This is a genomic window from Lactobacillus sp. XV13L (genome assembly GCF_059900875.1).
On sequence record NZ_JBWXGD010000005.1, the window covers coordinates 44,819 to 69,476 of the forward strand.

Consider the following 24,658-nt stretch of genomic DNA (forward strand, 5'->3'; position numbering starts at 1 on the left):
AATGAAATTAGCAGTTTTTGATATTGGTGGAACCATGGTCAAAACCGGGTATTTTACCGGGAACAAACTAACAAAGCAAACTGAATGGGCAACGCCTGCAACGTTTGCAGGGCTGCTTGCGCTGATGCACCGCCGGGTTGATGGGCAAGAAATAACGGGCATTGCAATCAGTGCACCGGGTGCTGTGGATAGTAAAAAGGGAATAATTCGGGGAATTAGTGCGGTGCCATACCTGCACCAACGACAAATCTTTAAAGAGCTAAAAAATGAATTTTCAGTGCCCGTCACTATTGAAAATGATGCCAACTGTGCAGGACTGTGTGAAGTTAACATCGGTGCCGGTAAAGAGTTTCGTAATGTAGCCTTTGTCGTCGTTGGTACCGGGATTGGCGGTGCAATTTTTATTAATAAGATTTTATATAAGGGCAGCCACCTTTTTGGCGGTGAGTTTGGTCTGATGAAAGAAGCAGACGGTCCGATTCTAAGCGCGCATTCGACAATCGTCAAAGCATCTTCCCAGTATGAACGGCAAAAAAATAATGCCAAAGTTGACGGCAAAAGGTTATTTGCACTGGCTGCGCATGGTGATCAAATAGCCCGGGCCTTAATTAATCAAGTTAGTGATAGCATTGCCTTGGCGCTGTATAATCTCCAAGTGGCTTTCGATTTTGATGCAATTGTCATCGGAGGTGGCGTTTCTGCTCATCCGGGATTTAGCGCAGGACTGGCAGAGCGCCTGCGACAACTCCTTATGCAAAGTCAAGTTGGAGAGATCATGCCGGAAGTGAGGCCATGCCAATATCATAATGCGGCTAATCTTTATGGCGCTGCCTATAATTATCTGACAGAGTATGCGAAAAAGGGGAAATAAACATGGTTACGATCAAGGACATCGCCAACCAAGCGGGCGTATCGGTGGGGTCGGTATCGCGCTATTTGAACGGCTACCAGCTAAAGGCCGCAAACCAGGAAAAAATCAAAAAGGCAATCGAAGAACTTAACTATATTCCAAATCAGACGGCTAAGTCGTTGAAGATGAACAAATCGTTTTCGGTGGGTGTATTAGTCGATAACATGAATAACCTGTATAGTTCACAGCTGCTAGCTAAATTAGAACAATTGTTTGACAAGGCGGGGTACTTTTTGCTTTTAACTAGTCACCGGAATAACGAGCAAATATTTAAGTATAAGCTGCACAAGCTGATTGAAAGGTCGGTTGACGCGTTAATAATCTTGAAGGCTGAGCCTGAGTGGGAAGCTGTTCAGAAAGTAGGACAATTAAATGTGCCGGTTGTGTCGGTCGAAGCCTCATTAAAGGACGAGGCTGTACCCGAAATACTGAGTGCAGACCAGACAGCAGCCCGGGAAGTGGTTAAAAGGATGCTCCTTAAACGCAAGAAGACGGCTTTTATAATTCCGACCGAAAGTGATTATGTCTTGCAGCAGCGTCTAGCGGGTATTAATGCGGCATTCAAGTCGGTTTCAAAAAAGTTTTTGCCAGAATATGCTACTTACGTTGATTATGGTACGAATGAAGCCTACCAAGCTGTCCCCGTATTGATCAAAAAGGGCTACGATTCAATCTTCGTAACCAACTATTCCAATTCAATTCAGGTAATACAGGGGGTGCGCGACTATGGCAAAGTTGTCGGACAAGATATTGCCGTTGCGGGCTTTGGCTATTCCCACATGTTCCAAAACATGCGCTTGCCGATTACGCTAATAAAGCAGCCCGTCGATACGATAGCAGAAAATGCTGCAGAGACTATTTTGAAGTTGCTTAAGCAGCAAGAGGTATCGAACAGGGTCTTTGTACAGGACAAGATTTTCTGGCAGGAGGAACTAAAAAATGACTAAAAAAGCCCCAAGCAGGCAGGACATTGTTGAAAATCTGGCCGCTCAACAGGAAGAGTATCAGGAAATGCCCGGGCCAATCCGCAATAAGCTGGAGTGGTTTCAGGATCAAAAATTGGGTATTATTTTTCACTGGGGGCTGTACTCGCAAGCCGGAATTGTCGAATCTTGGCAATTGTCCAAAGAAGATGAGTGGGCGCGCAAGCATGGCGCATGGCGCAAGGATTTAAAAACGCTGCGGCACGATTACTGGAACCTGAACCAGCAATTCAACCCGGTCAAGTTTAACCCGGCTGAGTGGGCCAGAGCGGCTAAAGCAGCTGGGTTTAAATACATGCTTTTCACGACTAAACACCACGACGGGTTTAACATGTACGACACAAAATATAGTGATTACAAGATTACCGGCGCAGGCTCGGCTTTTCGCAGTAATCCGCACGCCGATATTTTAAGGTATGTGAATGAGGCCTTTAGAAAAGAAAATATTGCGGTGGGCGCTTATTATTCTAAGGCCGACTGGCACTGTCCGTTCTATTGGGAACCGGGGTCTGACCCCAAAGGCAGATATGCCAGCTATGACCCCAAGAAAAAGCCATTGTTGTGGCATAAGTTTCAGAATTTTGTTGAGCAGCAGCTGCTCGAAATATGCCAAAATTACGGGCCAATTGATATCTTATGGTTAGATGCTGGTTGGGTAAACAGTGAACACCATGAATTTTTGCCAATGGCGGAAATTGCCCAAAAAATTTGGTCGGTAAAGGCGGATACCCTGATTGTTGATAGAACGATTGGGGGCAAGTATGAAAATTATGTTACCCCCGAGCAAAAGATACCGGCGATTCCACCGAAGAAGGTCTGGGAAAGCAATATTACGCTGGCCCAAAATTGGGGTTACGTTCCTAATGATCAATATAAGAATTTTGACGAAATATTGAAAAGCATTGTGCGGGTTGTCACGCTGGGCGGCAACGTTATTTTAGGAGTGGGGCCCAAGCCCGATGGTGATTTGCCAGAACCCGCATTGAACATAATGAAAAAATTGGGTTCGTGGCTAAATGTTTTTGGTGAAGCTGTTTATGGCACACGGGGATGTCCAGAATATGCAGGCGAAAATCTCGGCTTGACCAAGAAGAATGATAATTATTACTTGTTCTTTGCCCAAAAAGACGGCGGCAAAAAAATCAGGCTTAGCGACTTGGGCGTGCTGCCCCGGTATGTGATTGATTTAGAAACAGGTAATCGACTGCAAACTTCCGACGAGACAGTTGACCTGCCTACAACCAGTTTTCCCATTGCGGCTTTAAAAATCAAAGTTAAATGACAATAAAGTCTGACTACAATACAAATTAAGCAGATAAACACTATTTTGAGCGTTTGTCTGCTTTTTTACTTGGTGGATAACTAGTTTTTGCTGGTTTGCTGACTCAACAAAAAAGTGCTTTCAAAAAATATTGCTAAAAGGCCTATTCATTATTGAAACGTTTACAAAAACGATGTATAATATATTTATTGAAACGTTTCAAATAGTTGACTTAAGAAGGCAAAAGATATTAAGTTAAAAGCTTTTCTTTTGCTAGTTAGCCTATTAATACCGTTTTATAGGTAATAGGCTATTAGATTAAGTAAAGGAGTAAATATGAATGTTTCCGATAAAATTAATAAGCTAGTTCTGCCACTAGCTGCAAAAATCGGTAATCAGCGACATTTGGTATCTATTCGTGATGCCTTTGTTGACATTACGCCGATTATTATGGTTAATTCAATCTTTGTTTTGTTAAATTCGTTGGTCTTAAATAATCCAGCCGTATTGAAAGCTTTTCCTTATGCAGCTAAGCTGACAGAAATGGGAACTATGGTTAACAATGGTACCATGGGTTTTATGACTATTTTTGTTACTTTTATTATTGGTTACAGATTGTTAAATAGTTATATTGCTGATGGTCGAATCGCTTCCAATGAAATTAGCCCAATTCATGCTGGTATTTTAAGTGTGGCGACAGCCCTAATTCTGTTTCCGCTTAATAATCAGGCGGTTGTTGCTGGTACGACTAAGAGTGTGACGGTAGGAGGAGTATATACACAAGCATTGACCTCTTCGGGTGGCATGTTTGTCGGACTGATTGCTGCAATTTTAAGCACCGAATTACTACTGTTTTTTTATAAAGCAAAAAAATTGCGGATTAAGATGCCGGAAGGTGTTCCACCTGCAGTAGCACAGTCTTTCAACTCATTGATTCCTGAGTCTTTAGTGGTAATCGTTTTTGCCGTGCTTGGCTTTGCATACGTACAAATTTTCCACCAGTCTTTCCCAGATCTAATTCAAACAATTATTTCGAAACCACTGCAGGCAGCAATGGAATCCTGGGTTGGCCTATTCGTCATCCAGTTCGTTACGCAGTTTCTTTGGTTCTTTGGCTTGCACGGTCAAAACATTGTTGCTTCAGTTACCTCTCCACCTATGCTTGCGGCGATTCAACAAAATGTTGCGGCCTTTGCGGCACATAAAGTGGTACCTAACATTGTGACTAACCCGTGGATTGGCATGTATACTTTATTAGGTGGCACGGGAGCAATTTTGCCGTTTTTGATTGCTATTTTTATTGCTTCCAAACGCAAAGATTACCGCGATGTAGCAAAGTTGGGGTTGCTGCCAAGTATCTTCAATGTTTCTGAACCTATTATGTTCGGTATGCCAGTAGTAATGAATCCTTACTTTGTTATTCCTTTTCTTTTCGTACCCTTAATCAATCTTGCAATTGCATATCCCCTAACGGTTTTGGGCTTAGTCGCAAAAAGCGTGGTTATCCCGGTTTGGACGATTCCACCTGTTTTGACTGCATGGGTAACCACGGCAGGTGATATTCCGGCAACTATTTTGTCATTATTATTATTTATTCTAGATATCTTTCTATATTTGCCATTTGTCATGGCAAGCAATAAGGGTCTTAAATTAGAAAATGAAATAAAAGAGGAGGGGATGAATTCTTAAGACTACTGACGCTTTGCTGCTTATATAACTTCTTCCTCAATAATGGTATTATTATAATTTAATCTAAGCAGAAATGGCTAAAGTATCAAAATCGTAAAGCAATTAATAGCGCACAATAATTATAAACCGGTTAACCAACAGTGTTAGCCGGTTTATTTTTGCGTTCAAAAAATGGAACAGCTGCTGGATTAAATTAGTGGATGTGCGTCCGGTTGGTGCAATTGCTCAAGGGCAAATAAGGGCGCAAAATTCTAGAAGGAAAAGAAAAATTACAAAAACAGCATAAAATATTTTTGGCCTATACCATTTTTGAAAGATTGACCCAATAGCTTATCGTATACACTTTATTGTGGTATATACCAAATTTAGAAGGCCCACAGCCACAAAGAATTTCAGCCATTTATAGTAAAACGCTTCCAAAATATATGTTATACTACAGCTGTAGTGAGATATAGTGAGGAGGAAGAATATGAATAAATTGATTAATTGGTTGAACAAGTGGGTTGTTCCTATTGCAGCCAAGATTGGGTCAATTCGTTGGCTTGTTGCCCTGCGTGACGCCTTTATTTCTATTATGCCGTTGATTATGGCTGGTTCCGTTGCCAGTGTTTTAAATGCCCTGGTAAGAGATTTGCCGACCCAGTTAGGCTGGATGGGCATCGTCAACTCAATGCAATGGCTGATTGGTATTAACTCCATGGTTTGGACAGGAACTACTGCTGTTCTAGCTGTGCTTTTTGCCTTTACCTTTGGCTATCAGTTATCTGTTCAGTATAAAGTAGAACCAATTACTGGTGGGTTAGTTAGTTTGGGTACTTTTATTTCAGGCTTACCACAGAATTTTACAGTTGATTTGGGAAAAGCTTTATCTAAGGGTGATGTCAAAACTTTGACTGATGCCGGAACAGCTGTAACTGGCAAAAATGTTTCTGCATGGGGTTACTTCAACTTCAACAAGTACTTCGGTGCTACCGGTTTCTTTACCGTCATGATTATGGGGGCAATTGCTGTAACAATCTATATTGTGCTCATGAAGAAAAAAATCACAATTAAGATGCCAGACAGTGTGCCGCCGGCAGTTTCAAATGCCTTCACGGGTATTATCCCGGCAACCGCTGGTATTTTTACCGTTGGTATTATTGAATATCTCTTTAGTCTAAATCAGACGACGGTTATTGACTTTATTTCAAAGACTATTCAGGAACCATTAATGAATATTAGCCAAGGCTATGGATCAGTTCTGCTGGTTACTTTCCTGGTTCAACTATTCTGGTTCTTTGGTATTCACGGAACCAACGTACTTGCACCGATTACGGAAAGTATTTGGACAACCGCGTTAATTGCTAATATGAACGCTGCAAAGGTTCAAAAGCCCTTACCTTACATGTGGACAAGAGCCGATTTTGACTTTTACGTTTGGATTGGTGGTGCAGGTTCCACTCTATTACTTTTGATTGCTATTTTGATTTTCTCTAAGCGCGAGGACCAAAGAGCAGTAGCAAAGGTTTCACTTGTTCCGGGCTTCTTCAACATTAATGAACCAGCTATGTTTGGTCTGCCAATTGTGCTTGACCCAATTTACTTCATTCCGTTTATTCTGGCCCCATTAGTGATGGTTTCAGTTGCCTACGGTGCATTGAGTATGGGATGGGTTAATCCAGTAAGAAGTCAGATAACGTGGGCAATGCCACCGTTTATCAACGCTTTCTTAGGTACAATAGATTGGCGCGCAGTTGTCTTGCAGGTTGTTAATATGATTATTGGCTTCTTGATTTACGTACCGTTTGTCAAGATTGCCAATAACGTCAAGCCTGACGAAGTTGCATAGAGAGCGTAGCAATACATGAAACAGTTAGGAATTTCGCTTTATCCCGAACAGAGCACCTTTGACCGGGACAAGGAATACATGGATTTGGCATATAAGTACGGCTATCGCCGCATCTTCATGTCGCTTTTGCAGCTTAAGAGCGCAAGCGGCGAGGACTTGCTGGCTAGGCTGAAGCAAGATGTTGCCTATGCAAACAAATTGGGCTTTAAGACGGTTGTTGACATCAACCCCGTTCTGTTCAAGGAACTGAAGATTGATTATAATGACCTGGTCTTCTTCCACGACCTGGGCGTATGGGGCCTGCGTCTGGACGAAGGCTTCAGCGGCATGGAGGAAGCAGCCATGACGCACAACCAGTATGGTCTGAAGATTGAACTGAACATGAGTCGGGGCACCAACTATTTGGACAGCATCATGGCTTATGATCCGGAAGGTGACAACCTGATCGGCTGTCACAACTTCTACCCGCAGGAATATACTGGCCTGGGCGAAGAAATCTTCTTGGATTACTCCATGCAGTACCGTGATTACGGTCTGCACACCGCAGCCTTCATCTCGTCTAAGGAAGCCCAGTTTGGTCCCTGGCCCGTTCATGAGGGTCTGCCAACACTGGAGAGTGACCGTAAGCGGAATATTTTCAGTCAGGTGACGCACCTGCGCTTGACCAAGGTGATTGACGATATTATTATCGGCAACGCCTTTGCCAGCGAAGACGAACTGGCCGCTGCAGCCAAGGCTTTTACCAGTCCGTTTCCAGTATTGGGTGTTGACTTTGAAGGGGAGGTTCAGCCGCTGGAGCGCAAGATTTGTCTCCAGGAACCGCACCTCTACCGTGGTGACGCCTCGGACTACTTATTGCGTGACACTAAGCCGCGCGTGGTCTTTGCCGAGGAATCAATCCCGGCCACTAATGCTGCTAACGCGAGCTTTGAGCGGGGCGACGTCGCTATAGTTAATGATGACTACCCGCGTTATAAGGGCGAGCTGCAGATTGTGCAAAGGCCGTTTGAAAATGATGGCAGGCGCAATTTGGTCGGTCATTTGCGGAGCGATGACATGGACCTGCTTGCTCTAATAGAGCCGTGGAGCACGTTTATGCTTCAAGAAAATGCGTAAGTAATAAATTGTTTATTCATAATAAGTCGTGGGCCTTTGTCTCACGGCTTTTATATTGCGGTTATTGTTTCCAAAATAAATAGTATAATAGTGTGAGTGAGTTCGTTATTCAAAAATTGGGAGAGGATGAAAGGTTATGTTGGGGTTCTCAATGTATCTTAACCGTGATTTAACGGCGCAAGATTACAATTATTTGCTTGCAATGCACAATGCCGGCTTTGCCACCGTTTTTACGTCACTGCATATTCCGGAAGATGACACTAGTGCGATGCTGGGCCGACTGGAGGAGCTAACTAAATGGTGCGACAACTTGGGCACTGCCATTATTGCCGATGTTTCAAAAGAGGGTCTGCGTAATCTGGGCATAGCGATTAGCAACACGGAGCAGCTAAAAGGCCTGCACTTGACCGGACTTAGAATTGACGACGGCGTCGCACTGGCCACCATCGCCAAGCTTTCCAAGCAGATGCCGATTGCTCTCAATGCGAGCACAATCAGTGCGGATGATATTGCCTATTTGCGTGAGCATGGTGCCGACTTTAGCCAGCTTAAGGCCTGGCATAACTACTACCCGCGCCCCGAGACCGGGCTCGATAGCGGTTGGCTCAAGAAGAAGAACGATTGGCTGCACCAAAATGGGCTGGAGACAATTGCCTTTGTGGCGGGGGACAGCGTCAAACGGGGACCGATCCATGCGGGCTTGCCGACGCTTGAAGGGGACCGGGACAAAAATCCGCTGGCTGCTGCGCTTGATTTGTCCAATTTAGGCTGCGATCACGTTTTTGTGGGGGATGCGGCCTTATCCCCGGAGATGATTACGAATTTTAAGAACTATCAAAAGGAACATGCGCTGACCCTGCACGTCGATACTGACCTGCCGGTGCTCTTCGATCATGAATGGCACAACCGGTCCGATGTTGCACGGGATGTGGTGCGCCTGACCGAGGGCAGGACGCGACAGTTGTTTAGCGTTGAGCCGCAGCCTGGCCTGCGGCCGCGTCCCCGGGGCACGATCACGTGTGATAATACGCGCTATCTGCGTTACCAGGGGGAACTGCAGATCACAAAGCGGGATTTGCCTGCCGATGAGCGGGTAAACGTTTTGGGGGAAATTGTTGCGGCTGATTTGTCCCTGCTCGACCAGGTTGGACCGGGGACCAAGCTGCTTTTTCGCTTGGCATCGGACCAAAAAGGGGATTAAATTGTTGGCATCAAGTCCCGGCTTGTTGTGACAAAATAATTGCACAAATGTAAAGCAGATTACATTGCAAGCCGCAAATATCGCGTTATAATGTAATCGAATTCAGGAATTTCTGTATTTTTGCATTCATGTTTAACTTATGAATTAGGTTATATGTTTTAGCGAGTGAGAGGAAAATAATGCCAACCGATAATTTGCTGTTAGTAGTTGATGTTCAAGAGCAAAATATGCGTTTTCTAAGTGGCAAGTCTGCCTTTTTAGAACGTGTTAACAAAATCATCAGAACGTTTCAGGAGAAGGGTGAGCCCGTTCTTTACGTTAAGCACCATAATCTGGGCAGCCTCTATCCCCAACTGGTTGTGGATAATGATGCGCCCGTGTTCACCAAAAAGGAACCAAGCGCATTTAGTGTTTCAGCGCTTGCACAGACGATAAAGGAAGCGCAGCCCAAGAACCTCTTTGTCGTTGGCCTGACGAGCCAGACCTGCGTCCAGGCAACGGTTAAGAGTGCACTTGAGCGCAACTATTCAGTCACCCTGATTTCCGACGCGCACGACTCGGTGGTTAAGCCGATGCGTCAGCATTACAACCACCTGTTGACCAGGTTGGGCGCACACCGCTTGACGACCGACGAGTTCATGCTGGTTGAGTAGCATGGTTGTTGGGCCGTGATGACCCCTGCAATTCAAGCTGCTAGTGAAAACTGTTCCGCACCTGTAACGGATTGCGGGGCAGCTTTTTTGTATGTGAATAGTAATTGCCGGCGGTGAAGTCAAAGTTTGCAAATAAAAGTGAGAATTTATTTATTTTTTGATGTTAAGGTGCTAATATTAAGCAAATATTAATTTTACTTTTATATTTGAGGTGAATATGATGGCTAAAAAAATACTTAAAGACCTAAACGAAAGCAAGGGCATCCACGCGCTGGCCCGGGAACACAAGGTTAATCGCATTGTCCTCCCGCTTGCTGCACTTTACGTGGTGTTTTTAATAATGACGGTGATGTTTAATTTCGGCATTTTTGCTAAGGCCATCTTAATCACCTTTGTGGTTCTCTTTACCTACTTTTTAATTGCCACGTCCCTGGACATCCGGGACTGGTACAAGAGAAGGCACAGCTGATAGTGCGGCGAACCGCGCGTGCGAAGTGCGGGATCAAAAAATGCGTCAAAATGGTTGACTTAACGTTGACTATAAGGAGTAAATTAACATTAATCCAGCAAAAAGGTTGGGTGAGCGGGAGCGGCTGTCACCGGGCGCAATCCTGTCTGAGCGTGACTGGCAGACAGGATTCTGCAGCTCGCTAGTGCCCGCTTGTTAAAAGAGGAGATGCAGACTGATGTCAAAGAAGCACACGTGGTTTTTGACCGGATTGATTTTGTTTTTACTAGTTATTAGCAGCGGCTGCCACCAGCAGGAAGGTCCGGCTTCCAAAACGGCGGCCGTTAAGTCCACGCCGACACTGTTTCTGCATGGCTGGGGCAGCAGCGTGAACGCGGAACGCCAGATGACTTCCGCCGCACGCAAGGCCGGTGCCACCAGCAGCGTTACCCAGGCGATCGTTAATCCCCGGGGCGGGGTGAAATTAGTGGGGCAGATTCCGGCGAACGCACACAATCCGATTGTCGAGGTTGGGTTTCAGGATAATCGTAACGCTGATTACCACGAAGACGGTCGCTGGCTGAAAAACGTTATCCTCAAGCTGCAGCGGCAATATCACATCAAAAATATCAATTTGGTGGGGCACTCCATGGGCAACATGGCAATTGTCTATTACCTCCTGGACAACGCCCGTGAGGGCACGCTGCCGAAATTGCGCAAGCAGGTCGACATTGCCGGTCACTTCAATGGCATTATCGGGCAAAATGACGAGCCGAACCGGCGCAAGCTCAACGCCCAGGGCAAGCCGGACAAGATGGATGCTGACTACCGTGAACTGCTCGGGCTGCGGCGGAAGTACCCTAAAAAACAGGTCCGGGTCCTGAATATTTTTGGCGACAAAGACGACGGCACGCACGCGGACGGCGACGTGACGAATGCATCCTCGCAGTCTTTGCGCTACCTGGTGACGCCGCGGGCGTTATCCTACGCGGAATACAAGGTTGTCGGGCCGGGCGGACAGCACAGCCGCCTGCACGAGAACCGGCAAGTCGACCGCCAGTTGATTAAGTTTTTGTGGCCGTAGACTGCGCTTTCCACAAGATTGTTATTATTGCAAACCGCGTTTAATACGCGGTTTTTGTTTGCGTTAAGCTTGATAAGTTGTTTTATGAAAATAATTATCACAAAAACACTAATATCATTGAAAAAATATTTTAAAAATATATAATGAAAGCGTAAACTTAAGTTTAAAAGACGATGATAGGCGCTTGAAAGAGGGTAAAGATGAATTTTGAAAATCGCGTCGCGGCTACACGCAAACACCTGACGGCTTCAGAGCAAAAGTCCGCGGACTACATCCTGGCCAATCCGCAAAAAATTATCAAAATGGGGATTAGTGACCTGGCTAAGGCTTCGGGTACGAGTGCCGCCACCGTCTCCAGGTTGGTGAAGAGTCTGCAGATTGAATCGTTCACGGCGATGAAGATGATGATTTCCGCTGACCTGGCCGGCGGGGCGGATGCGCAGGCGAGCCCTCACCTGGACATCACGGCTAACGAGTCGTTTGCATCAATCGGCAACCGGCTGATTAAAAATGAAATGGAGAACGTTAACCAGACCAAAGAATTGCTGAGTGAAAAGGCTTGCGATAAAGTTGTCAGCAGCTTGCTGCACGCGGGCCGAATTTACGTGTTCGGCGTGGGGGCCTCGGCCCTGGCGGCCAGAAACATTTACCAAAAGTGGACCAGGGTTGGCTGCAACGTGCTGTTTGGCGAGGACATGCACGTCTTTCTGGCGCAGCTGACCAACGCCGGAGCGCACGACGTCTTATGGCTCATTTCGAATTCGGGCGAGACGCCGGAATGCCTTTATCTGGCTGACTGGGCGCGCAAGCATGGCATTGCGGTGATTGCTCTGACCATGTTTGGGCAGAATAGTTTGAGCACGAAGGCCAACTGGGCGCTGATGACGTGCAAGCCAATCGAGCCGGATGTACGGGTAGGCGCAACCAATTCGATTACAGGTCAATTTTATGTGATTGACGTCCTGTTTTACCTGTATTTCAGCCGGGACTTTGAGCATAGTTCACAGGCAATTGCGGCTTCACGGGCGATGGTGAAAGATTATCGGGCTGCGTTTAAAAAGTAGTTATTAATAATTGGTCTATACAGTTTATTTAAATAAAATATTGTAATAACAATAATTTTATATTTTATATTGCAAATTGGTATGATTAATTTTATACTGATTTTATTGTTAAATTTAGGAGGCAAAAATGAGTACAGACAAGTATGCCAAGATGGGTCAAGAAATCTATGACCATATTGGTGGAATGTCAAACGTTGAATCACTCTATCACTGCATGACGCGTATCCGGATTGCAATTAGGGATGAGGATAAGGTCGACGTTGCCGGGTTAAAAGCTGTCAACGGCGTGTTGGGCGTGGTTGAGGGCCAGACGCTTGAGGTAGTGTTAGGTCCGGGCGTTAACGCCAAGGTAGCCCAGAACATGGTTGCAGCTGCCGGCGTTAAGGAAAACGATCCCTTTCCAACCACAGCTGACAGTGCCGCAAGCAGTTCCTACCAGCAAGACAAGAATGAAGTAATGCAAAAGGCAAATGCGGTCCACGCTGCACATAAAGAAAGCCTGAAGCAAACTTGGTGGCGCGCGGCTCTGCAGCACATTTCCGCTATCTTTGTGCCGCTGATTCCGGCTTTTGTCGGTGCTGGTCTGATTTCTGGCGTATCCGGCATTCTGCGCAACATGATGACGGCCCACTGGCTGCCGGCCAGTTGGAACCTGGGCATCACCGTTTTGGGCGTAATTGCCAACGGTTTGTTTGCCTACTTGAATATTTACGTTGGTATCAATGCGGCCAAGGAATTTGATGCAACACCGGGCCTTGGTGGTATTATCGGTGCGGTCATCATGCTGCCAGGCGTGGTTGCGCCAATGACAATTCCCAACATCTTCAACGGACAGCCTTTGGCTGCTGGTCAAGGCGGCATCATCGGCGTGTTATTGGGTGTTTGGCTCTTGTCCTACGTGGAGAAGTACTTGCACAAGCACATCCTTGAGTCGATTGACATTATCGTAACGCCCTTTCTAACTTTGTTAGCAATGGGTCTGGTCACAATCTTTCTGATTATGCCGTTTGCAGGCTGGGTATCGAATTCCCTGGTTGGCGGCATCAACTGGGTCCTGCAGGTTGGCGGACCAATTGCTGGGTTTATCCTTGGTGCGGTTTTCCTGCCGATGGTAATGTTTGGCCTGCACCAGATTCTGACCCCGATACACCTGCAAATGATTCAAAAGCTGGGCAATACGCCGCTTCTGCCCATCCTAGCGATGGCTGGTGCCGGTCAGGTTGGTACGGCAATTGCCCTGTGGGTAAAGTGCCGCAAGAACAAGGCTTTGACTAAATTAATCAAGGGTGCCCTGCCTGTTGGTATTCTGGGCGTTGGTGAGCCGTTAATCTACGGTGTTTCGCTGCCCCTGGGTCGGCCGTTCATCACTGCATGTATCGGCGGCGGAATTGGTGGTGCCGTCTTAGGCGCCTTCGGCAACGTTGGCTCGATTGCAATCGGTACGTCTGGCGTAGCTTTGATTCCGCTGATTGCCAACAATAAGGCACTTATTTACTGTCTGGGTCTCATCTCGGCTTACATCGGCGGTTTCATCGTGACCTACTTCTGGGGTGTCCCGAAGAGTGCCATGGTGGCTAAGAATGAAGACGGCTCAGCAGTTGCGGATGCAAAAGATGCTTCTGCTACTGAAGTTAAATTGTCGACCAGCGAAAGCAGTGAGTATGCCGCAAGTGTTGCACTTGACTTTGCCAGCCCCGTCAGTGGTCAGCTTGAAGAATTAGCTGCAGTTGACGACGATGTTTTTTCACAAAAGATGGTCGGTGACGGCTTCGCGGTGGTGCCAAAAGACGGCAAGATCGTTGCGCCCGTGGACGGCACCATTGTGACCGTCATGGACACCAAGCACGCCATCACGATGAAGTCGGCCGCGGGCGGTTTGGAAATCCTGCTGCACTTCGGTATCGATACCGTTGACCTAAAGGGTGCACCGTTTGACGTCATGGTCCACAGCGGCCAGGGGGTCAAGCGCGGCGACGTTTTAGCGCAGATGGATATTGCCGCCATCAAGAGCGCCGGCAAGGGCATTGACGTCATCACTACCGTTACCAACATGGACCAGGTTGCCGCGCTTACGCCGGTGACGCCGGGTGAGGTTGCTGCTGGCCAAAATGCAATCACGGTCACAACCAAGTAAATAACTAGAGCATATTATGGAAATCAAAAATTTAGTAACTGAAACGCGTAATCCACTGACGATGGGGATCGACCAGATGTCGACAAAAGAAATGGTTAAAACCATTAATGCTGAAGACCAGAAGGTCGCTCCCGCCGTCGGCAGTCAGGACGAGCAGGTTGCCCGTGCAATTGATGGGGCGGCTTCCCGTTTTGCCCGTGGCGGCCGGCTGATTTACGTCGGAGCGGGCACTAGCGGCCGGCTGGGCGTGCTTGATGCCGCCGAACTGGTGCCGACTTACGGCATCAAGTCGGAACGGGCCGTTGGTCTCATTGCCGGTGGCCGTGAAGCGATGTTTGCTGCCGTTGAAGGGGCCGAGGACTCGCCGGAGCTTGGTGAAAAAGACCTGCGTGCATTGAACTTGACGGCGACAGATACTGTTCTGGGTCTCGCGGCTAGCGGCCGCACGCCCTACGTTGTCGGCTGCCTTGATTACGCCAAACAGGTCGGTGCCCTGACCGTGGCCATTGCCTGCGTGCCCGATTCCGTGATCGGCCACCACGCCGAGATTGCGATTGAGGCGGTCGTTGGTCCCGAGGTCATCACCGGTTCGACCAGGATGAAGGCGGGCACCGCGCAGAAAATGATTCTCAACATGATTTCAACTGGCGTGATGATCAGGCAGGGCAAGGTTTACCAGAACGTGATGATTGACGTGCAGCCAACCAACACTAAGCTGGTCGACCGTGCCTGCCGCATTATCAGTGCGGTCACGGGCGCCAGCCTTGACCGTGCACGCGCATTTTTGAAAAAAACAGACAATGATGTTTCCCTGGCCATCGTGATGCTCAAGACGGGCAAGAACAGGGCGGAAGCCGCCACGCTTTTGGCCGCACACGACGGGAACGTCGGCCGAGTCCTGCAGGAAAAGTAATTTACCGCATTTTGAGTAAAAAGAAAGCTTTGACACACTTAAAAGTTAATCAAAGCTTTTTTGTTTATTGCTTTGCCGGCGTTGCTTGTTTTGTTTTGTTGACTTTTATCATTACAATCAAAGTAACAGTGAAGACAATTGCGCTAAATCCTAGGACACCGTACAGGGCATAATTAACGTTGATTGTACCAGCTATGGTGGTAAATAATGTCGTCATTAATGGGCCAGCGATTGCTAAGATTGTGTTTAAAAGTCCGGCTGAAGAAGCTAAAATTTTACGATCTACGGAGACCACCAACCATTGCATTAACTTAGGACTGATTGTACCAATCAAGAAACCAAGGATGGCCATTAAGATAAGGCAGGATACGCTGTTTTTGTTTAAAATGCTAACGGCCATAATGGCACTACTGATAGTAGATAATAAAGATAGCTGGAAAAGCGACGTGTTTTTAAGGAGCTTGGTTCCGACTGCACTGCCAAGAGCTAAGCCGGTTGCGGCAGCGGCTCCTAGAAGTGCGATGGTGAAACTATAGCTACCGATAAGCATGCTTTTGTTGCCGGCAATAACGATTGAAATTAGTGGCTCAACCGTGCTGAGCAGACCATTAAGCATAGCTACAACTAAAACGATCGTTAAGAGTCCGTGGGCTTTCCTTACTTGCTTGAATGATGAGCCAATCGTGGCAAAGAAGTTTTGGTCGTTGACCTCTTCTTTCTGGTCAGGCTGCTGCTTGCGAACACTTGCGCCAATGTTGGCATAGAGTAAGCCGGCTGCTAAGAAGGTCAGTGCGTTGACAATGGCTAGTTCTGAGTATGACATGAAGAGCAGGAGCCCGGAACCGACGAATTGTGCGACCAACGTAATTAGTTGTGATACGCCACTGGTAAAGCCCTGGGCTTCAGCCATTTCATTTTCACCGACGAGACCAACAATTAAGGGTGTTTGTAATCCACCAGAATACATGCCGGAGAGATCAGACACAAAGTTGAGTCCGATAACCATTAAAACTAGGTTCCAGCCGGCAATATTGGTGACAAATAGTAGACCTACCAGCATGTATAGGGCAAAGCGGATGACTGCAAGCCAGACAATTACGCGGTACTTATTGTGCGTCCGGTCTGCCAGGTAGCCACTGAGACTTTGAATTAAATCAGGCAGCGATTCGGTAATCGCAATCAAAGATAATGCTAGGGAGTAATTTTTTAATTTGCTGGCATAAGTCATGAGTGCCAGGTAAAAAAGGATGTTGCCTGCACCGGATAACCAGCTGGCAATTGTAAATTTTCTGTAGTTTTTATTCTTTAAAAAGATGTTCATGTTTTTACCTCTTTTCTTAACTTAACGATATGTTTAGTATATTTTGGTTATAATGAAAAAGAGGGAAATGTCATATTTGACAGTTTAAAGTTAGAAGGAATAAAAATGACAATTGGGGAACTGTTAAAAGATTATCGGATAAATCAAAGAAAAACACAGAAACAGTGGGTAGGTAACGTAATAAGTCCATCATTTTATGCAAAAGTAGAAAAAAATATAAGTAGAATTTCTGCAGAAGACTTAATTGATTTACTACACTCTAATCAAATTCCGGTGATTAATTTTTTCAGCAAATTAAATCAAAAAGACAAATCGATTCATCAACAAGAATTAGAAATAAACCGACTCATTAATGAAGCATATTACCAAAATTCGAAAAAAGAGTTACAACAAATACGAGATTTAGTTGCTGAAGGCGAATTACCTAATAAAAATGATGAATTGCTTCTTATTGATGCCTATATTGCGGTAATTAATAAAAACTATACGATGTTGGATAAAGAAGTTATAAGCAGAATGAAAGAAAAAGTTTTTAATATTTCTAATTTTGATGAAGATGGATTGATTATATACTGTAATTTCATGAGCTTTTATGATTTGAATAGCAATTTGTTGCTGTCTAAAAAGATAGTAAAACAGTTTGTTGGATCAAGCAGTATCAAAATACAAGAAAAAATTTTGGCCATCATTATCAACATGCTGATTTTTTGTATTAGAAATAAGCGATTTGAAGAAACTGCAGTGTTTGTTAGTTATGCAAATCAAATAAAAACGAAGCCGGAAGTTTTCTTTTATAAAATGTTAATACCAGCATTTTATAATATAGTTAAATATCAAGATAATCATGATAAAAAATATCTAGATGAATCGGAAATAATAATTGAAAGTATCAAATTGGCGGGAATGCCAGATTATGGTAAGGAGTTAGAAGAGCTTCTAGTCGCAAATAAATAAATTAAAAAAATGTCATATTCGAAATTTTTTGATCAAATAAGAAAGAGGCAAGCGTGATGACAATCGGAGAATTATTGCGGCAATACCGCCTGGAGCAGGGTAAGACGCAGAAAGAGTGGGTCGGCGGCGTGGTCAGCACGTCGTATTATTCCAAGGTGGAAAAGAACATTCACCGCATTACGGCCGAGGACCTGCTCAGTCTGTTTCGTGCCAATAACGTTAACCTGCTAGCCTTCTTCAGCAAGTTGAGCTGGTCGGACAAGGCCAAGTATGACCAGAACGAAGAGGTGGGTCAGCTAATCAATGAAGCCTATTACCAGCGAGACGTCGAGCGGCTGCAGAGCCTGAGACGCAGCGTTGAAAAAATGGGCGGGGTCAATATGAATATTCAGCTCCTACTAATCGATGAGGCCATCGCTGACATAACGGATGATTTTTCTATGTTGGGCGCTGAGGGGCTGCAAAAGCTCAAGGAACTGATCTTTAGTTCCGATAACTTAGATGAAAAAAGACTGCGTCTATATACCAACCTGGTTCCTTACTTCGACTTCGAAAGCAATGTGGTGCTTGCTAGACGTGTAATCAACCAATTCGGCCAGTCGCAAAGTACGAGCATTCAAGAAGCAGTGTTGGGCATATGTGCGAATATTTTGATTGAGTGCATTGAAAAAGACAGGTATGAAAAAGCAGGACCATTTATTGAAGCGGCCGGTAAAATCCCAACCAGACAGGAATTGTTTTTCATCAAGAACATGCTCGTAATACTTCAAAATATGGTTGCCTACCATGATGACAAGCAGGCAGAGCATTTAGCACAGGCGCAAAGGGCCATCGCTAATTATGCCCTGCTGGGGATGCCCGAATACGGCCAAGAAGGGCAGAAATTTTTTGACCAATACAAGGAGCAGTAGCAGCCGGCGATTTTGGGGAGAGACCGTGTGCTTTTGCTATTTGTAAACAGCAAAACTTACTAAATTGCTGACGTATCTAACCATAAAGGCTTGAATGTCGCGTGGTAAAGTTGAATAATAATATAAGAGAATAACTTTTTCGGATAACTTTTGGTAAAATAATAAGTTGTTAACAGTTTTTTACGGAGGAAATTATGTCTTATAAAGACAATATGATGTTGTTTGCCCTTAATTCGAACGTGCCGCTTGCCGCAAAAATTGCTGACCGGGTTGGCATCCCCCTTAGCAAGTCCAGCGTTCAGCGCTTTAGCGATGGTGAAATCCAGATTAACATTGATGAGTCGGTCCGGGGCAAGGACGTGTACCTGATTCAGTCGATGAGCGTTCCGGTTAATGACAACCTGATGGAACTGCTGATTATGATTGACGCCGTGCGCCGGGCCAGCGCCCAGACGATTAACATCGTGATTCCATATTACGGCTATGCGCGCCAGGACCGCAAGACCCGTCCGCGTGAGCCGATTACGGCTAAGCTTGTGGCCGACATGCTGCAGGAGGCTGGCGCCACCCGGGTGCTGTCGCTTGATCTGCACGCTCCGCAGATTCAGGGTTTCTTCGATATTCCGGTTGATAACCTGATGGGTGCGCCGCTGCTCGCCGACTACTTCCTGAGCAACCACCTTGAAAAGGATGCAGTGGTCGTGTCACCGGACCACGGTGGCGTTACCCGGGCCAGAAAATTAGCTGAATTCTTGGGCACAACCATTGCAATTGTCGATAAGCGTCGTCCGCGGGCCAATGTTGCCGAGGTAATGAATATTATCGGCAACGTGAAGGGCAAGCGCGCAATCATTATTGATGACATGATTGACACTGCGGGCACGATCACGCTGGCGGCCCAGGCACTGATTGATGCAGGCGCAACGGAAGTTTATGCCAGCGCAACCCACGCCGTTTTGTCCGGCCCGGCAACTAAACGACTAAATGATTCTCCGATTAAAAACTTGGTCTTGACGGATTCCATCAACCAGCCAGAGGAAAAGAAGCTGGACAAGACCCTGCTTGTTTCAGTAGGACCACTGATTGGGGATGCTATCAAATGCATCCAGAGGAATGAACCGCTCAGCCCCCTGTTTAACACCCGATACCAAAAAGATAAGCACGAATAATTTCACAGGTTTAAAAATTAAGCCCGTCACCCAAAAATGGTGGCGGGCTTTTTGCTGCGTAAAATTGACCACTTGGGTATGCACAGCGCCCACTTGCTTAAATTTCAATGCTTTTAGAGGATGATTAGAGTTTAATAAAAATAAGCAAAAAAACGAAGAAGTGAAGGGATGGGAGCAATGTCATTAAAGGGAATCATAAGGGTTAAGCCGCTGCGGGCAGCTATCATCATGCTGGCTTGCAGTGCGTGCGCACTCGCATCGACAGCGTCAACTTACCTGCTCAAATATGCCATTAACGACCTGACTGCCAACAAGTGGTGGCACTTTGTCTTATGGCTGCTAGCGTTCGCCGCCGGTGACCTGACTGCGGTTCTGCTGCGCGCGGCTGCCACCTACCTGTACAACAAGCAGGTGCAGGATTATTTTCACCAGGTGCGTGGAAAAATTATGAACAATTATTATGCACAGGGGACGGCCAAGGTTGCAGAGATGCAGAACCAATTGGGCAACAACCTGAAGGTGCTGGCAGATGACTATGCGCTGCCCTGGATGCGGGCGGCGCAAAGCCTGCTCAACGTCGCGCTGGCCCTCACCGCCCTGTTCACGCTGCACTGGTCGATGATTGCGTCAACCGCAGTTACCGTCACAATCGTCCTGCTGCTGCCTAAAATCACTGAGAAGAAGATGGCGCAGGCCTCGATTAACGCAACAAGGAAAAACGGGGAGCTGCTCGACGCAATTAAGAACTGGTTCGCGGGACTAAGCGAACTGCGCCGCTACAAGGCGGGAGGGCGCTTGGACCAAGAAATCACTCAGAGCAGCCGGGCACTGGCCCGAGCCAACATTGCCAAGAAACGCTACGAGGGCATTTCGACGGGCATTAACGGCCTGGGCAACGCCATCGGTCAGGTGGGCACTGGCTTTTGGGGCGGAATCCTGTACTTCAGCCGGCAGGTCAGCCTGGGCGACTGGTTCGTGGGTTCTGAATTTACCTCAACGATTTTTAACGGTCTGTGGGAAATCATCAGTGCAATGATCAGGATCAAGTCGACGAAGAAATTGCGCCAAGAAGTCACCGAAGTTACCCAACCGGTTGCCACGAAGCCGCAGAGCACAGTCGTGTGCGGCGTCCAGAGCAAGAATCTGGTGGTCAAGTATGATAACGGTGAAACGATTGCCTACCCCGACTTCAAAGTCAACAGGGGCGACAAGGTGCTGCTCGTCGGCGACTCCGGTGCCGGCAAGTCAACCCTGTTCAAGGTCATGCTGGGGCAGGTCGAGCCCGCAAGCGGTGAATTGTTTTTTACCGATGAAAAAGGACAGCGGGTGGCCCCGCAAGAAGCACGCCTGGGCTACATTGCCCAAGATGCCAGCCTCTTTCCGGACACGATTGCCAACAACATTACCATGTTTAGTTCCAAGTTGGCAGACCATGTTGATCAGTTTGTGGATAAGGTGCGCCTGACCCCAGATTTGGCGCAGTTCCCTAGTCACGGCGAGACGGTCATTGACCTTGATCAGGACAACTTGTCGGGCGGTCAGAAGCAAAAGGTCGTGCTGGCCCGGGCCGCAATTCATGATGCGCAGTTCCTGCTTTTGGATGAGGCCACCAGTGCAATTGATAGTCGGACCACGAGCGCGATTGTGGGCGAGCTGCTGGATACGGATGCGACCGTTATCCTAATCGCACACAACTTCAGACCGGAACTGGCCAGTCGCTTTGACTACCAGATTCACTTGCGGGCAGATAATAAGAAAGGCGAAAAAAATGTCGATTAAAGATTACTACAAGCAAAACCCCCTGCGCTTCATCCTCATGATGGGCAATGACGTTATCATCTACGCACTCCTGATTGTCTCAACCGCCGTGGTAATGATGGAAACGACCGCAATCCAGCAGCGCAACTGGCCGGCCTTTCTGGTGCTGACCCTGACCAGCTTTGGCATTGTTCTGGTTAACTACTTGCTGCAGGGCCTGAACGATTACCTGGTAGCCGAGCAGAATGAGCTCTACTACGTGTTTTTGCGGCAAAAGATCACGCAGCACTTCTACCACGACCACTTGTCCCACCCGGTGGCGCAGGTTCAGAACCGGCTGACTAACGACCTGGTGCAGAACCTGGAAAACTACCTGGAAGCCTTCATGGAATTTATCGGGGGACTGACTATCCTTGTGTCGGTGGTCGTCTTGCTGCTTGCGCTACACTGGAGCCTGCTATTGACGATCATCGTCATGGTGGCCGTCTCGCTTCTGTTGCCCAAGTTATTGGAAAAGCAAATGCAAAGGGCGGCACTGCGGATCTCGGAAAGCAACCGCAAGTATCTTGACAGTCTGGGCAAATGGCTGGGCGGTCTGGACGAACTCAGGCGTTACCTTGCTGGTGAAAAGCTCTTCAGCGTTACCAGCAAGGCAGGTAAAAAGTTGGAAGACGCTAACGTCAAGCAAACCGCCGTGCTGCAGGAATTGGCTGTGGCCAACGGCCTGGTGTCGACCCTGTTCAGCCTGATTTTATTTGTGCTTGCAGGCTATCTGATTAAGCGGGGACTGGTCGCCTTCGGCGTGATTGTCGCTGTCGGCAACTGCAGTTACTACCTGACCACGGGCATCCAGCTGATGGTTGAAGCCTACGGCAGAATCAGGGGCACGCAGAAGCTTAACTACGAAATTGCTGCTTCCGCCCGTCCCGTTGCAGAACCCCAAGACCAAGATGCAGCTGCCCCCGCTGCAATCAGCACGCGCAGCCTCAGCCTGCAGTTTCCTAGCGGTGAATGTCTGTACTTCCCCGACATCGACGTGCAGAATGGTGAAAAGATTCTGTTAACCGGCGACTCCGGTGCCGGCAAGTCGACCCTGCTTAAGCTGATGCTCGGCCAGCTTAGGGCCAGCTCGGGTACAGTCACCTTTTTGGACGAAGAAGGAAAAGCGGTCAAACCCGACATGGGCCGCGTAGGCTACATACCACAGGAACCGGTCCTCTTCCCGGCCAGCATCGCCGACAACATGACGATGTTTGCGGATAAATTAAAGCAGTTTCTGCCGTCGCTTGTGGAGAAAGTCCAGCTAACTAGCGACATTGTCAAGTTTGACCGTGGGCTGGACCAGCCAATTGACCTGAACAAGCTCAATATTTCAGGTGGTCAGCGGCAAAAGATTGTGTTAGCGCGTGTACTGGCCCACGAAAGCACGGTCATCCTGATTGATGAGGGCACCAGCGCAATCGACCAGAAGGCCACGATGGCAATCCTCAGGGTAGTTGCATCAACGCCCGCAACGGTCATCTTCATCGCCCACAGTTTCAACGAGGAGATGACGCAGCTGTTTGACCGGGAGATTCACTTGGAGAAATCGTCAACGCAATAGCTTACAAAAATAGTGCTGGATCATTAAATGTCACAAAATGATTCAGCACTGTTTTATTCTTATTAACTGATTTATGCAAAAGAGACCCTGCCCCTGTGTAGCTTTGGCAGGTTACAGACAATTCGACACTGCTTTAGTATCTGGCCTACCGCCTATGAAGCGGCTTGCCCGGGAAACTTTGCACTAGCAAGGCTTCTTTTTCATTTGTTGCAGCTTGTCTCACCAAGACAGGCAAACTTGAGGCGCAACCGCATTTTTGCCGGTGGCATTTCTACTTGCGCGGCCGCCGGAGGTAGCGCAAGTGCCCGTTTTTAACGTAGCGCTGGAACTGCTGGTAGAGCGGGTCGAAGATTTGCGGTTCACTACTGTCGGACATCATCACCTTGGGGAAGAAGAAGCGCTCGTCGCCCTGCAGCGTGCCGCTCAATGCCCGCACGAGTGGGCTCAACTGGGATAGTTCAATCAGCTGGCCGTCATTCTGCATGAGTTCAATCTGGCTGTTGGCGTTTTTGCCCGTGGGCTTGTATGCGTCGTAGGGTTCGTCAAAGGCAGAATTGGTGTCGGTGTAGTATGCGGGATCGAAGCCGGCCTGCTTGATTAGTTCCCGCATCTTGGGCAGCAGGTTCTTCGTTTCCTGGTCGATGCAGACGCTGGCAAAAGGCTTCCTGAACAGGTAGCGGCTCGTCAAGTCGTCCAGAATCAGGTCGCCCGACCTGGTCCACATTGAAAAGTTGGTTTCCATCACCCCGTCATCCAGCTTAAGGTAGTCTTCTAGGGTCCAGTTGCCAGCCAAAAACTTGCCCAGACTTGGCGTGACCTGCAGCTTGCCCTGCTGGTAAATTGTCTTTGCCCGTTCAAGCAGGTGCTGCAGAATCACCTCCATCGACCGGCCCACCCGGTGGAAGTAGACCTGCTGGTACATCTGGTAGCGCGCAACAATGTAGTCCTCGACCGCGTGCATGCCGGCCATCGTGAAGCAGATGCCGCCCGCGTACGGTCTGATTTCCTGCAAAATCCGCGACAGGTCAAACTCGCCGTAGGTAACGCCGGTGTAATAGGCATCACGTTCGAGGTAGTCCATCCGGTCGGCGTCCGCCTGGCTGGAGATCATTTTCACCACCTGGGGGTTGGGGTAGGTCTTGGCGATGACGCTGGCCACCAGTTCGGGGAAGTTGGGGGCGACGCGGCGCAGAACCTGGTTGATTTCCGTATTGGGGTCCGTAATGATCTTCTGCCCGATTTTTTCGTGGTTCGTGCCAAAAAGATGCTCAAAGGTATGCGAGTACGGCCCGTGACCGATGTCGTGCAGCAGTCCGGCACACTCAACGAGCAGGCGGTTGTCGTCGTCCCATAGCCCGTCGCCAGGCGTGCGGGACGGGTATTTTTTGGCAAAAATGTTGCAGATGCGGCGGGTCATTTCGTAAACGCCCAGGTTGTGCTCGAAGCGGGTATGCGTGGCACCGGGGAAAACGTACGCAATCGGCCCCAGCTGTTTGATGCGGCGCATGCGCTGAAATTCTTTGGTTTTTAAAATATCCAGGATTACCTGATCCTCGATGTGAATATACTCGTGGACGGGATCACGCAGGACGACCTCTTTGGTTAATTTAGTGTTGTGAAATTTAGGCATGTTAAGTCCTCAAAATTTGCTTGGTCAG

20 protein-coding genes are annotated in these 24,658 nt (G+C 47.6%); 18 read left to right on the top strand and 2 right to left on the bottom strand.

Features of this window, described 5'->3' with window-relative positions:
- Position 1 precedes the first annotated feature (1 nt).
- From AC2JF6_RS04370 to murQ, 13 genes are all read left to right on the top strand, one after another.
- Positions 2–871 carry an ROK family protein gene (locus AC2JF6_RS04370; RefSeq protein WP_500729564.1) on the top strand — a complete coding sequence of 290 codons (870 nt, stop codon included), beginning with the start codon at positions 2–4 and terminating at the stop codon, positions 869–871.
- Between the two features lie 2 nt (positions 872–873).
- Positions 874–1,857, top strand: a complete 984-nt coding sequence (locus AC2JF6_RS04375) for a LacI family DNA-binding transcriptional regulator (RefSeq protein ID WP_500729565.1) — start codon at positions 874–876, stop codon at positions 1,855–1,857.
- A complete protein-coding gene (locus tag AC2JF6_RS04380) occupies positions 1,850–3,175 on the top strand; it encodes an alpha-L-fucosidase (protein ID WP_500729566.1) in 1,326 nt (441 codons plus the stop codon). Before AC2JF6_RS04375 ends, AC2JF6_RS04380 begins: the two co-directional genes overlap by 8 nt.
- Before the next feature lie 315 nt (positions 3,176–3,490).
- Positions 3,491–4,843, top strand: a complete 1,353-nt coding sequence (locus tag AC2JF6_RS04385) for a PTS sugar transporter subunit IIC (RefSeq protein WP_500729567.1) — start codon at positions 3,491–3,493, stop codon at positions 4,841–4,843.
- 469 nt (positions 4,844–5,312) lie between these two features.
- Positions 5,313–6,671, top strand: a complete 1,359-nt coding sequence (locus AC2JF6_RS04390; RefSeq protein WP_500729568.1) for a PTS sugar transporter subunit IIC — start codon at positions 5,313–5,315, stop codon at positions 6,669–6,671.
- A gap of 15 nt (positions 6,672–6,686) precedes the next feature.
- Positions 6,687–7,787, top strand: a complete 1,101-nt coding sequence (locus AC2JF6_RS04395; RefSeq protein WP_500729569.1) for a DUF871 domain-containing protein — start codon at positions 6,687–6,689, stop codon at positions 7,785–7,787.
- Between the two features lie 136 nt (positions 7,788–7,923).
- Positions 7,924–8,988 (top strand): DUF871 domain-containing protein, encoded by a 1,065-nt coding sequence (locus tag AC2JF6_RS04400; protein ID WP_500729570.1) that lies wholly within the window; start codon positions 7,924–7,926, stop codon positions 8,986–8,988.
- A 179-nt stretch (positions 8,989–9,167) separates the two neighbouring features.
- Positions 9,168–9,641, top strand: a complete 474-nt coding sequence (locus AC2JF6_RS04405; RefSeq protein WP_500729571.1) for a cysteine hydrolase family protein — start codon at positions 9,168–9,170, stop codon at positions 9,639–9,641.
- A gap of 220 nt (positions 9,642–9,861) precedes the next feature.
- Positions 9,862–10,110, top strand: coding sequence for a hypothetical protein (locus AC2JF6_RS04410; protein ID WP_500729572.1), 249 nt, complete (start codon positions 9,862–9,864; stop codon positions 10,108–10,110).
- 217 nt (positions 10,111–10,327) lie between these two features.
- Positions 10,328–11,173 (top strand): alpha/beta hydrolase, encoded by an 846-nt coding sequence (locus AC2JF6_RS04415; protein WP_500729574.1) that lies wholly within the window; start codon positions 10,328–10,330, stop codon positions 11,171–11,173.
- 200 nt (positions 11,174–11,373) lie between these two features.
- Positions 11,374–12,237, top strand: a complete 864-nt coding sequence (locus tag AC2JF6_RS04420; RefSeq protein ID WP_500729575.1) for a MurR/RpiR family transcriptional regulator — start codon at positions 11,374–11,376, stop codon at positions 12,235–12,237.
- A gap of 127 nt (positions 12,238–12,364) precedes the next feature.
- Positions 12,365–14,371, top strand: coding sequence for a glucose PTS transporter subunit IIA (locus tag AC2JF6_RS04425; RefSeq protein ID WP_500729576.1), 2,007 nt, complete (start codon positions 12,365–12,367; stop codon positions 14,369–14,371).
- 16 nt (positions 14,372–14,387) lie between these two features.
- Entirely contained in the window at positions 14,388–15,284 is an 897-nt protein-coding gene (gene murQ, locus AC2JF6_RS04430) for an N-acetylmuramic acid 6-phosphate etherase (protein ID WP_500729577.1), read from the top strand.
- Positions 15,285–15,348: 64 nt separating this feature from the next.
- Here the strand turns inward: murQ and AC2JF6_RS04435 are convergent, their stop codons facing one another.
- Positions 15,349–16,605 carry an MFS transporter gene (locus AC2JF6_RS04435; protein ID WP_500729578.1) on the bottom strand — a complete coding sequence of 419 codons (1,257 nt, stop codon included), beginning with the start codon at positions 16,603–16,605 and terminating at the stop codon, positions 15,349–15,351.
- 105 nt (positions 16,606–16,710) lie between these two features.
- Here AC2JF6_RS04435 and AC2JF6_RS04440 point away from each other — a divergent pair, with 105 nt between their 5' ends.
- From AC2JF6_RS04440 to AC2JF6_RS04460, 5 genes are all read left to right on the top strand, one after another.
- A complete protein-coding gene (locus AC2JF6_RS04440; RefSeq protein ID WP_500729579.1) occupies positions 16,711–17,559 on the top strand; it encodes an Rgg family transcriptional regulator in 849 nt (282 codons plus the stop codon).
- A gap of 56 nt (positions 17,560–17,615) precedes the next feature.
- Positions 17,616–18,470 (top strand): helix-turn-helix domain-containing protein, encoded by an 855-nt coding sequence (locus AC2JF6_RS04445; protein WP_500729580.1) that lies wholly within the window; start codon positions 17,616–17,618, stop codon positions 18,468–18,470.
- Between the two features lie 194 nt (positions 18,471–18,664).
- A complete protein-coding gene (locus tag AC2JF6_RS04450; RefSeq protein WP_500729581.1) occupies positions 18,665–19,639 on the top strand; it encodes a ribose-phosphate diphosphokinase in 975 nt (324 codons plus the stop codon).
- Positions 19,640–19,816: 177 nt separating this feature from the next.
- Positions 19,817–21,418: an ATP-binding cassette domain-containing protein gene (locus tag AC2JF6_RS04455; RefSeq protein ID WP_500729582.1), complete on the top strand. Its 1,602-nt coding sequence runs from the start codon at positions 19,817–19,819 to the stop codon at positions 21,416–21,418.
- Positions 21,408–23,000 (top strand): ATP-binding cassette domain-containing protein, encoded by a 1,593-nt coding sequence (locus AC2JF6_RS04460; protein WP_500729583.1) that lies wholly within the window; start codon positions 21,408–21,410, stop codon positions 22,998–23,000. Before AC2JF6_RS04455 ends, AC2JF6_RS04460 begins: the two co-directional genes overlap by 11 nt.
- Before the next feature lie 271 nt (positions 23,001–23,271).
- On the opposite strand, the gene AC2JF6_RS04465 is transcribed toward AC2JF6_RS04460, so the two are convergent.
- Entirely contained in the window at positions 23,272–24,630 is a 1,359-nt protein-coding gene (locus tag AC2JF6_RS04465; RefSeq protein ID WP_500729584.1) for an HD domain-containing protein, read from the bottom strand.
- Positions 24,631–24,658: the final 28 nt, after the last annotated feature.

What these genes read in the sequence shown, in the direction of transcription:
- AC2JF6_RS04370 (WP_500729564.1), top strand. Translation starts at nt 2, where the DNA reads ATGAAATTAGCAGTTTTTGATATTGGTGGAACCATGGTCAAAACCGGG.
- AC2JF6_RS04375 (WP_500729565.1), top strand. Translation starts at nt 874, where the DNA reads ATGGTTACGATCAAGGACATCGCCAACCAAGCGGGCGTATCGGTGGGG.
- AC2JF6_RS04380 (WP_500729566.1), top strand. Translation starts at nt 1,850, where the DNA reads ATGACTAAAAAAGCCCCAAGCAGGCAGGACATTGTTGAAAATCTGGCC.
- AC2JF6_RS04385 (WP_500729567.1), top strand. Translation starts at nt 3,491, where the DNA reads ATGAATGTTTCCGATAAAATTAATAAGCTAGTTCTGCCACTAGCTGCA.
- AC2JF6_RS04390 (WP_500729568.1), top strand. Translation starts at nt 5,313, where the DNA reads ATGAATAAATTGATTAATTGGTTGAACAAGTGGGTTGTTCCTATTGCA.
- AC2JF6_RS04395 (WP_500729569.1), top strand. Translation starts at nt 6,687, where the DNA reads ATGAAACAGTTAGGAATTTCGCTTTATCCCGAACAGAGCACCTTTGAC.
- AC2JF6_RS04400 (WP_500729570.1), top strand. Translation starts at nt 7,924, where the DNA reads ATGTTGGGGTTCTCAATGTATCTTAACCGTGATTTAACGGCGCAAGAT.
- AC2JF6_RS04405 (WP_500729571.1), top strand. Translation starts at nt 9,168, where the DNA reads ATGCCAACCGATAATTTGCTGTTAGTAGTTGATGTTCAAGAGCAAAAT.
- AC2JF6_RS04410 (WP_500729572.1), top strand. Translation starts at nt 9,862, where the DNA reads ATGGCTAAAAAAATACTTAAAGACCTAAACGAAAGCAAGGGCATCCAC.
- AC2JF6_RS04415 (WP_500729574.1), top strand. Translation starts at nt 10,328, where the DNA reads ATGTCAAAGAAGCACACGTGGTTTTTGACCGGATTGATTTTGTTTTTA.
- AC2JF6_RS04420 (WP_500729575.1), top strand. Translation starts at nt 11,374, where the DNA reads ATGAATTTTGAAAATCGCGTCGCGGCTACACGCAAACACCTGACGGCT.
- AC2JF6_RS04425 (WP_500729576.1), top strand. Translation starts at nt 12,365, where the DNA reads ATGAGTACAGACAAGTATGCCAAGATGGGTCAAGAAATCTATGACCAT.
- murQ (WP_500729577.1), top strand. Translation starts at nt 14,388, where the DNA reads ATGGAAATCAAAAATTTAGTAACTGAAACGCGTAATCCACTGACGATG.
- AC2JF6_RS04435 (WP_500729578.1), bottom strand. Translation starts at nt 16,605, where the DNA reads ATGAACATCTTTTTAAAGAATAAAAACTACAGAAAATTTACAATTGCC.
- AC2JF6_RS04440 (WP_500729579.1), top strand. Translation starts at nt 16,711, where the DNA reads ATGACAATTGGGGAACTGTTAAAAGATTATCGGATAAATCAAAGAAAA.
- AC2JF6_RS04445 (WP_500729580.1), top strand. Translation starts at nt 17,616, where the DNA reads ATGACAATCGGAGAATTATTGCGGCAATACCGCCTGGAGCAGGGTAAG.
- AC2JF6_RS04450 (WP_500729581.1), top strand. Translation starts at nt 18,665, where the DNA reads ATGTCTTATAAAGACAATATGATGTTGTTTGCCCTTAATTCGAACGTG.
- AC2JF6_RS04455 (WP_500729582.1), top strand. Translation starts at nt 19,817, where the DNA reads ATGTCATTAAAGGGAATCATAAGGGTTAAGCCGCTGCGGGCAGCTATC.
- AC2JF6_RS04460 (WP_500729583.1), top strand. Translation starts at nt 21,408, where the DNA reads ATGTCGATTAAAGATTACTACAAGCAAAACCCCCTGCGCTTCATCCTC.
- AC2JF6_RS04465 (WP_500729584.1), bottom strand. Translation starts at nt 24,630, where the DNA reads ATGCCTAAATTTCACAACACTAAATTAACCAAAGAGGTCGTCCTGCGT.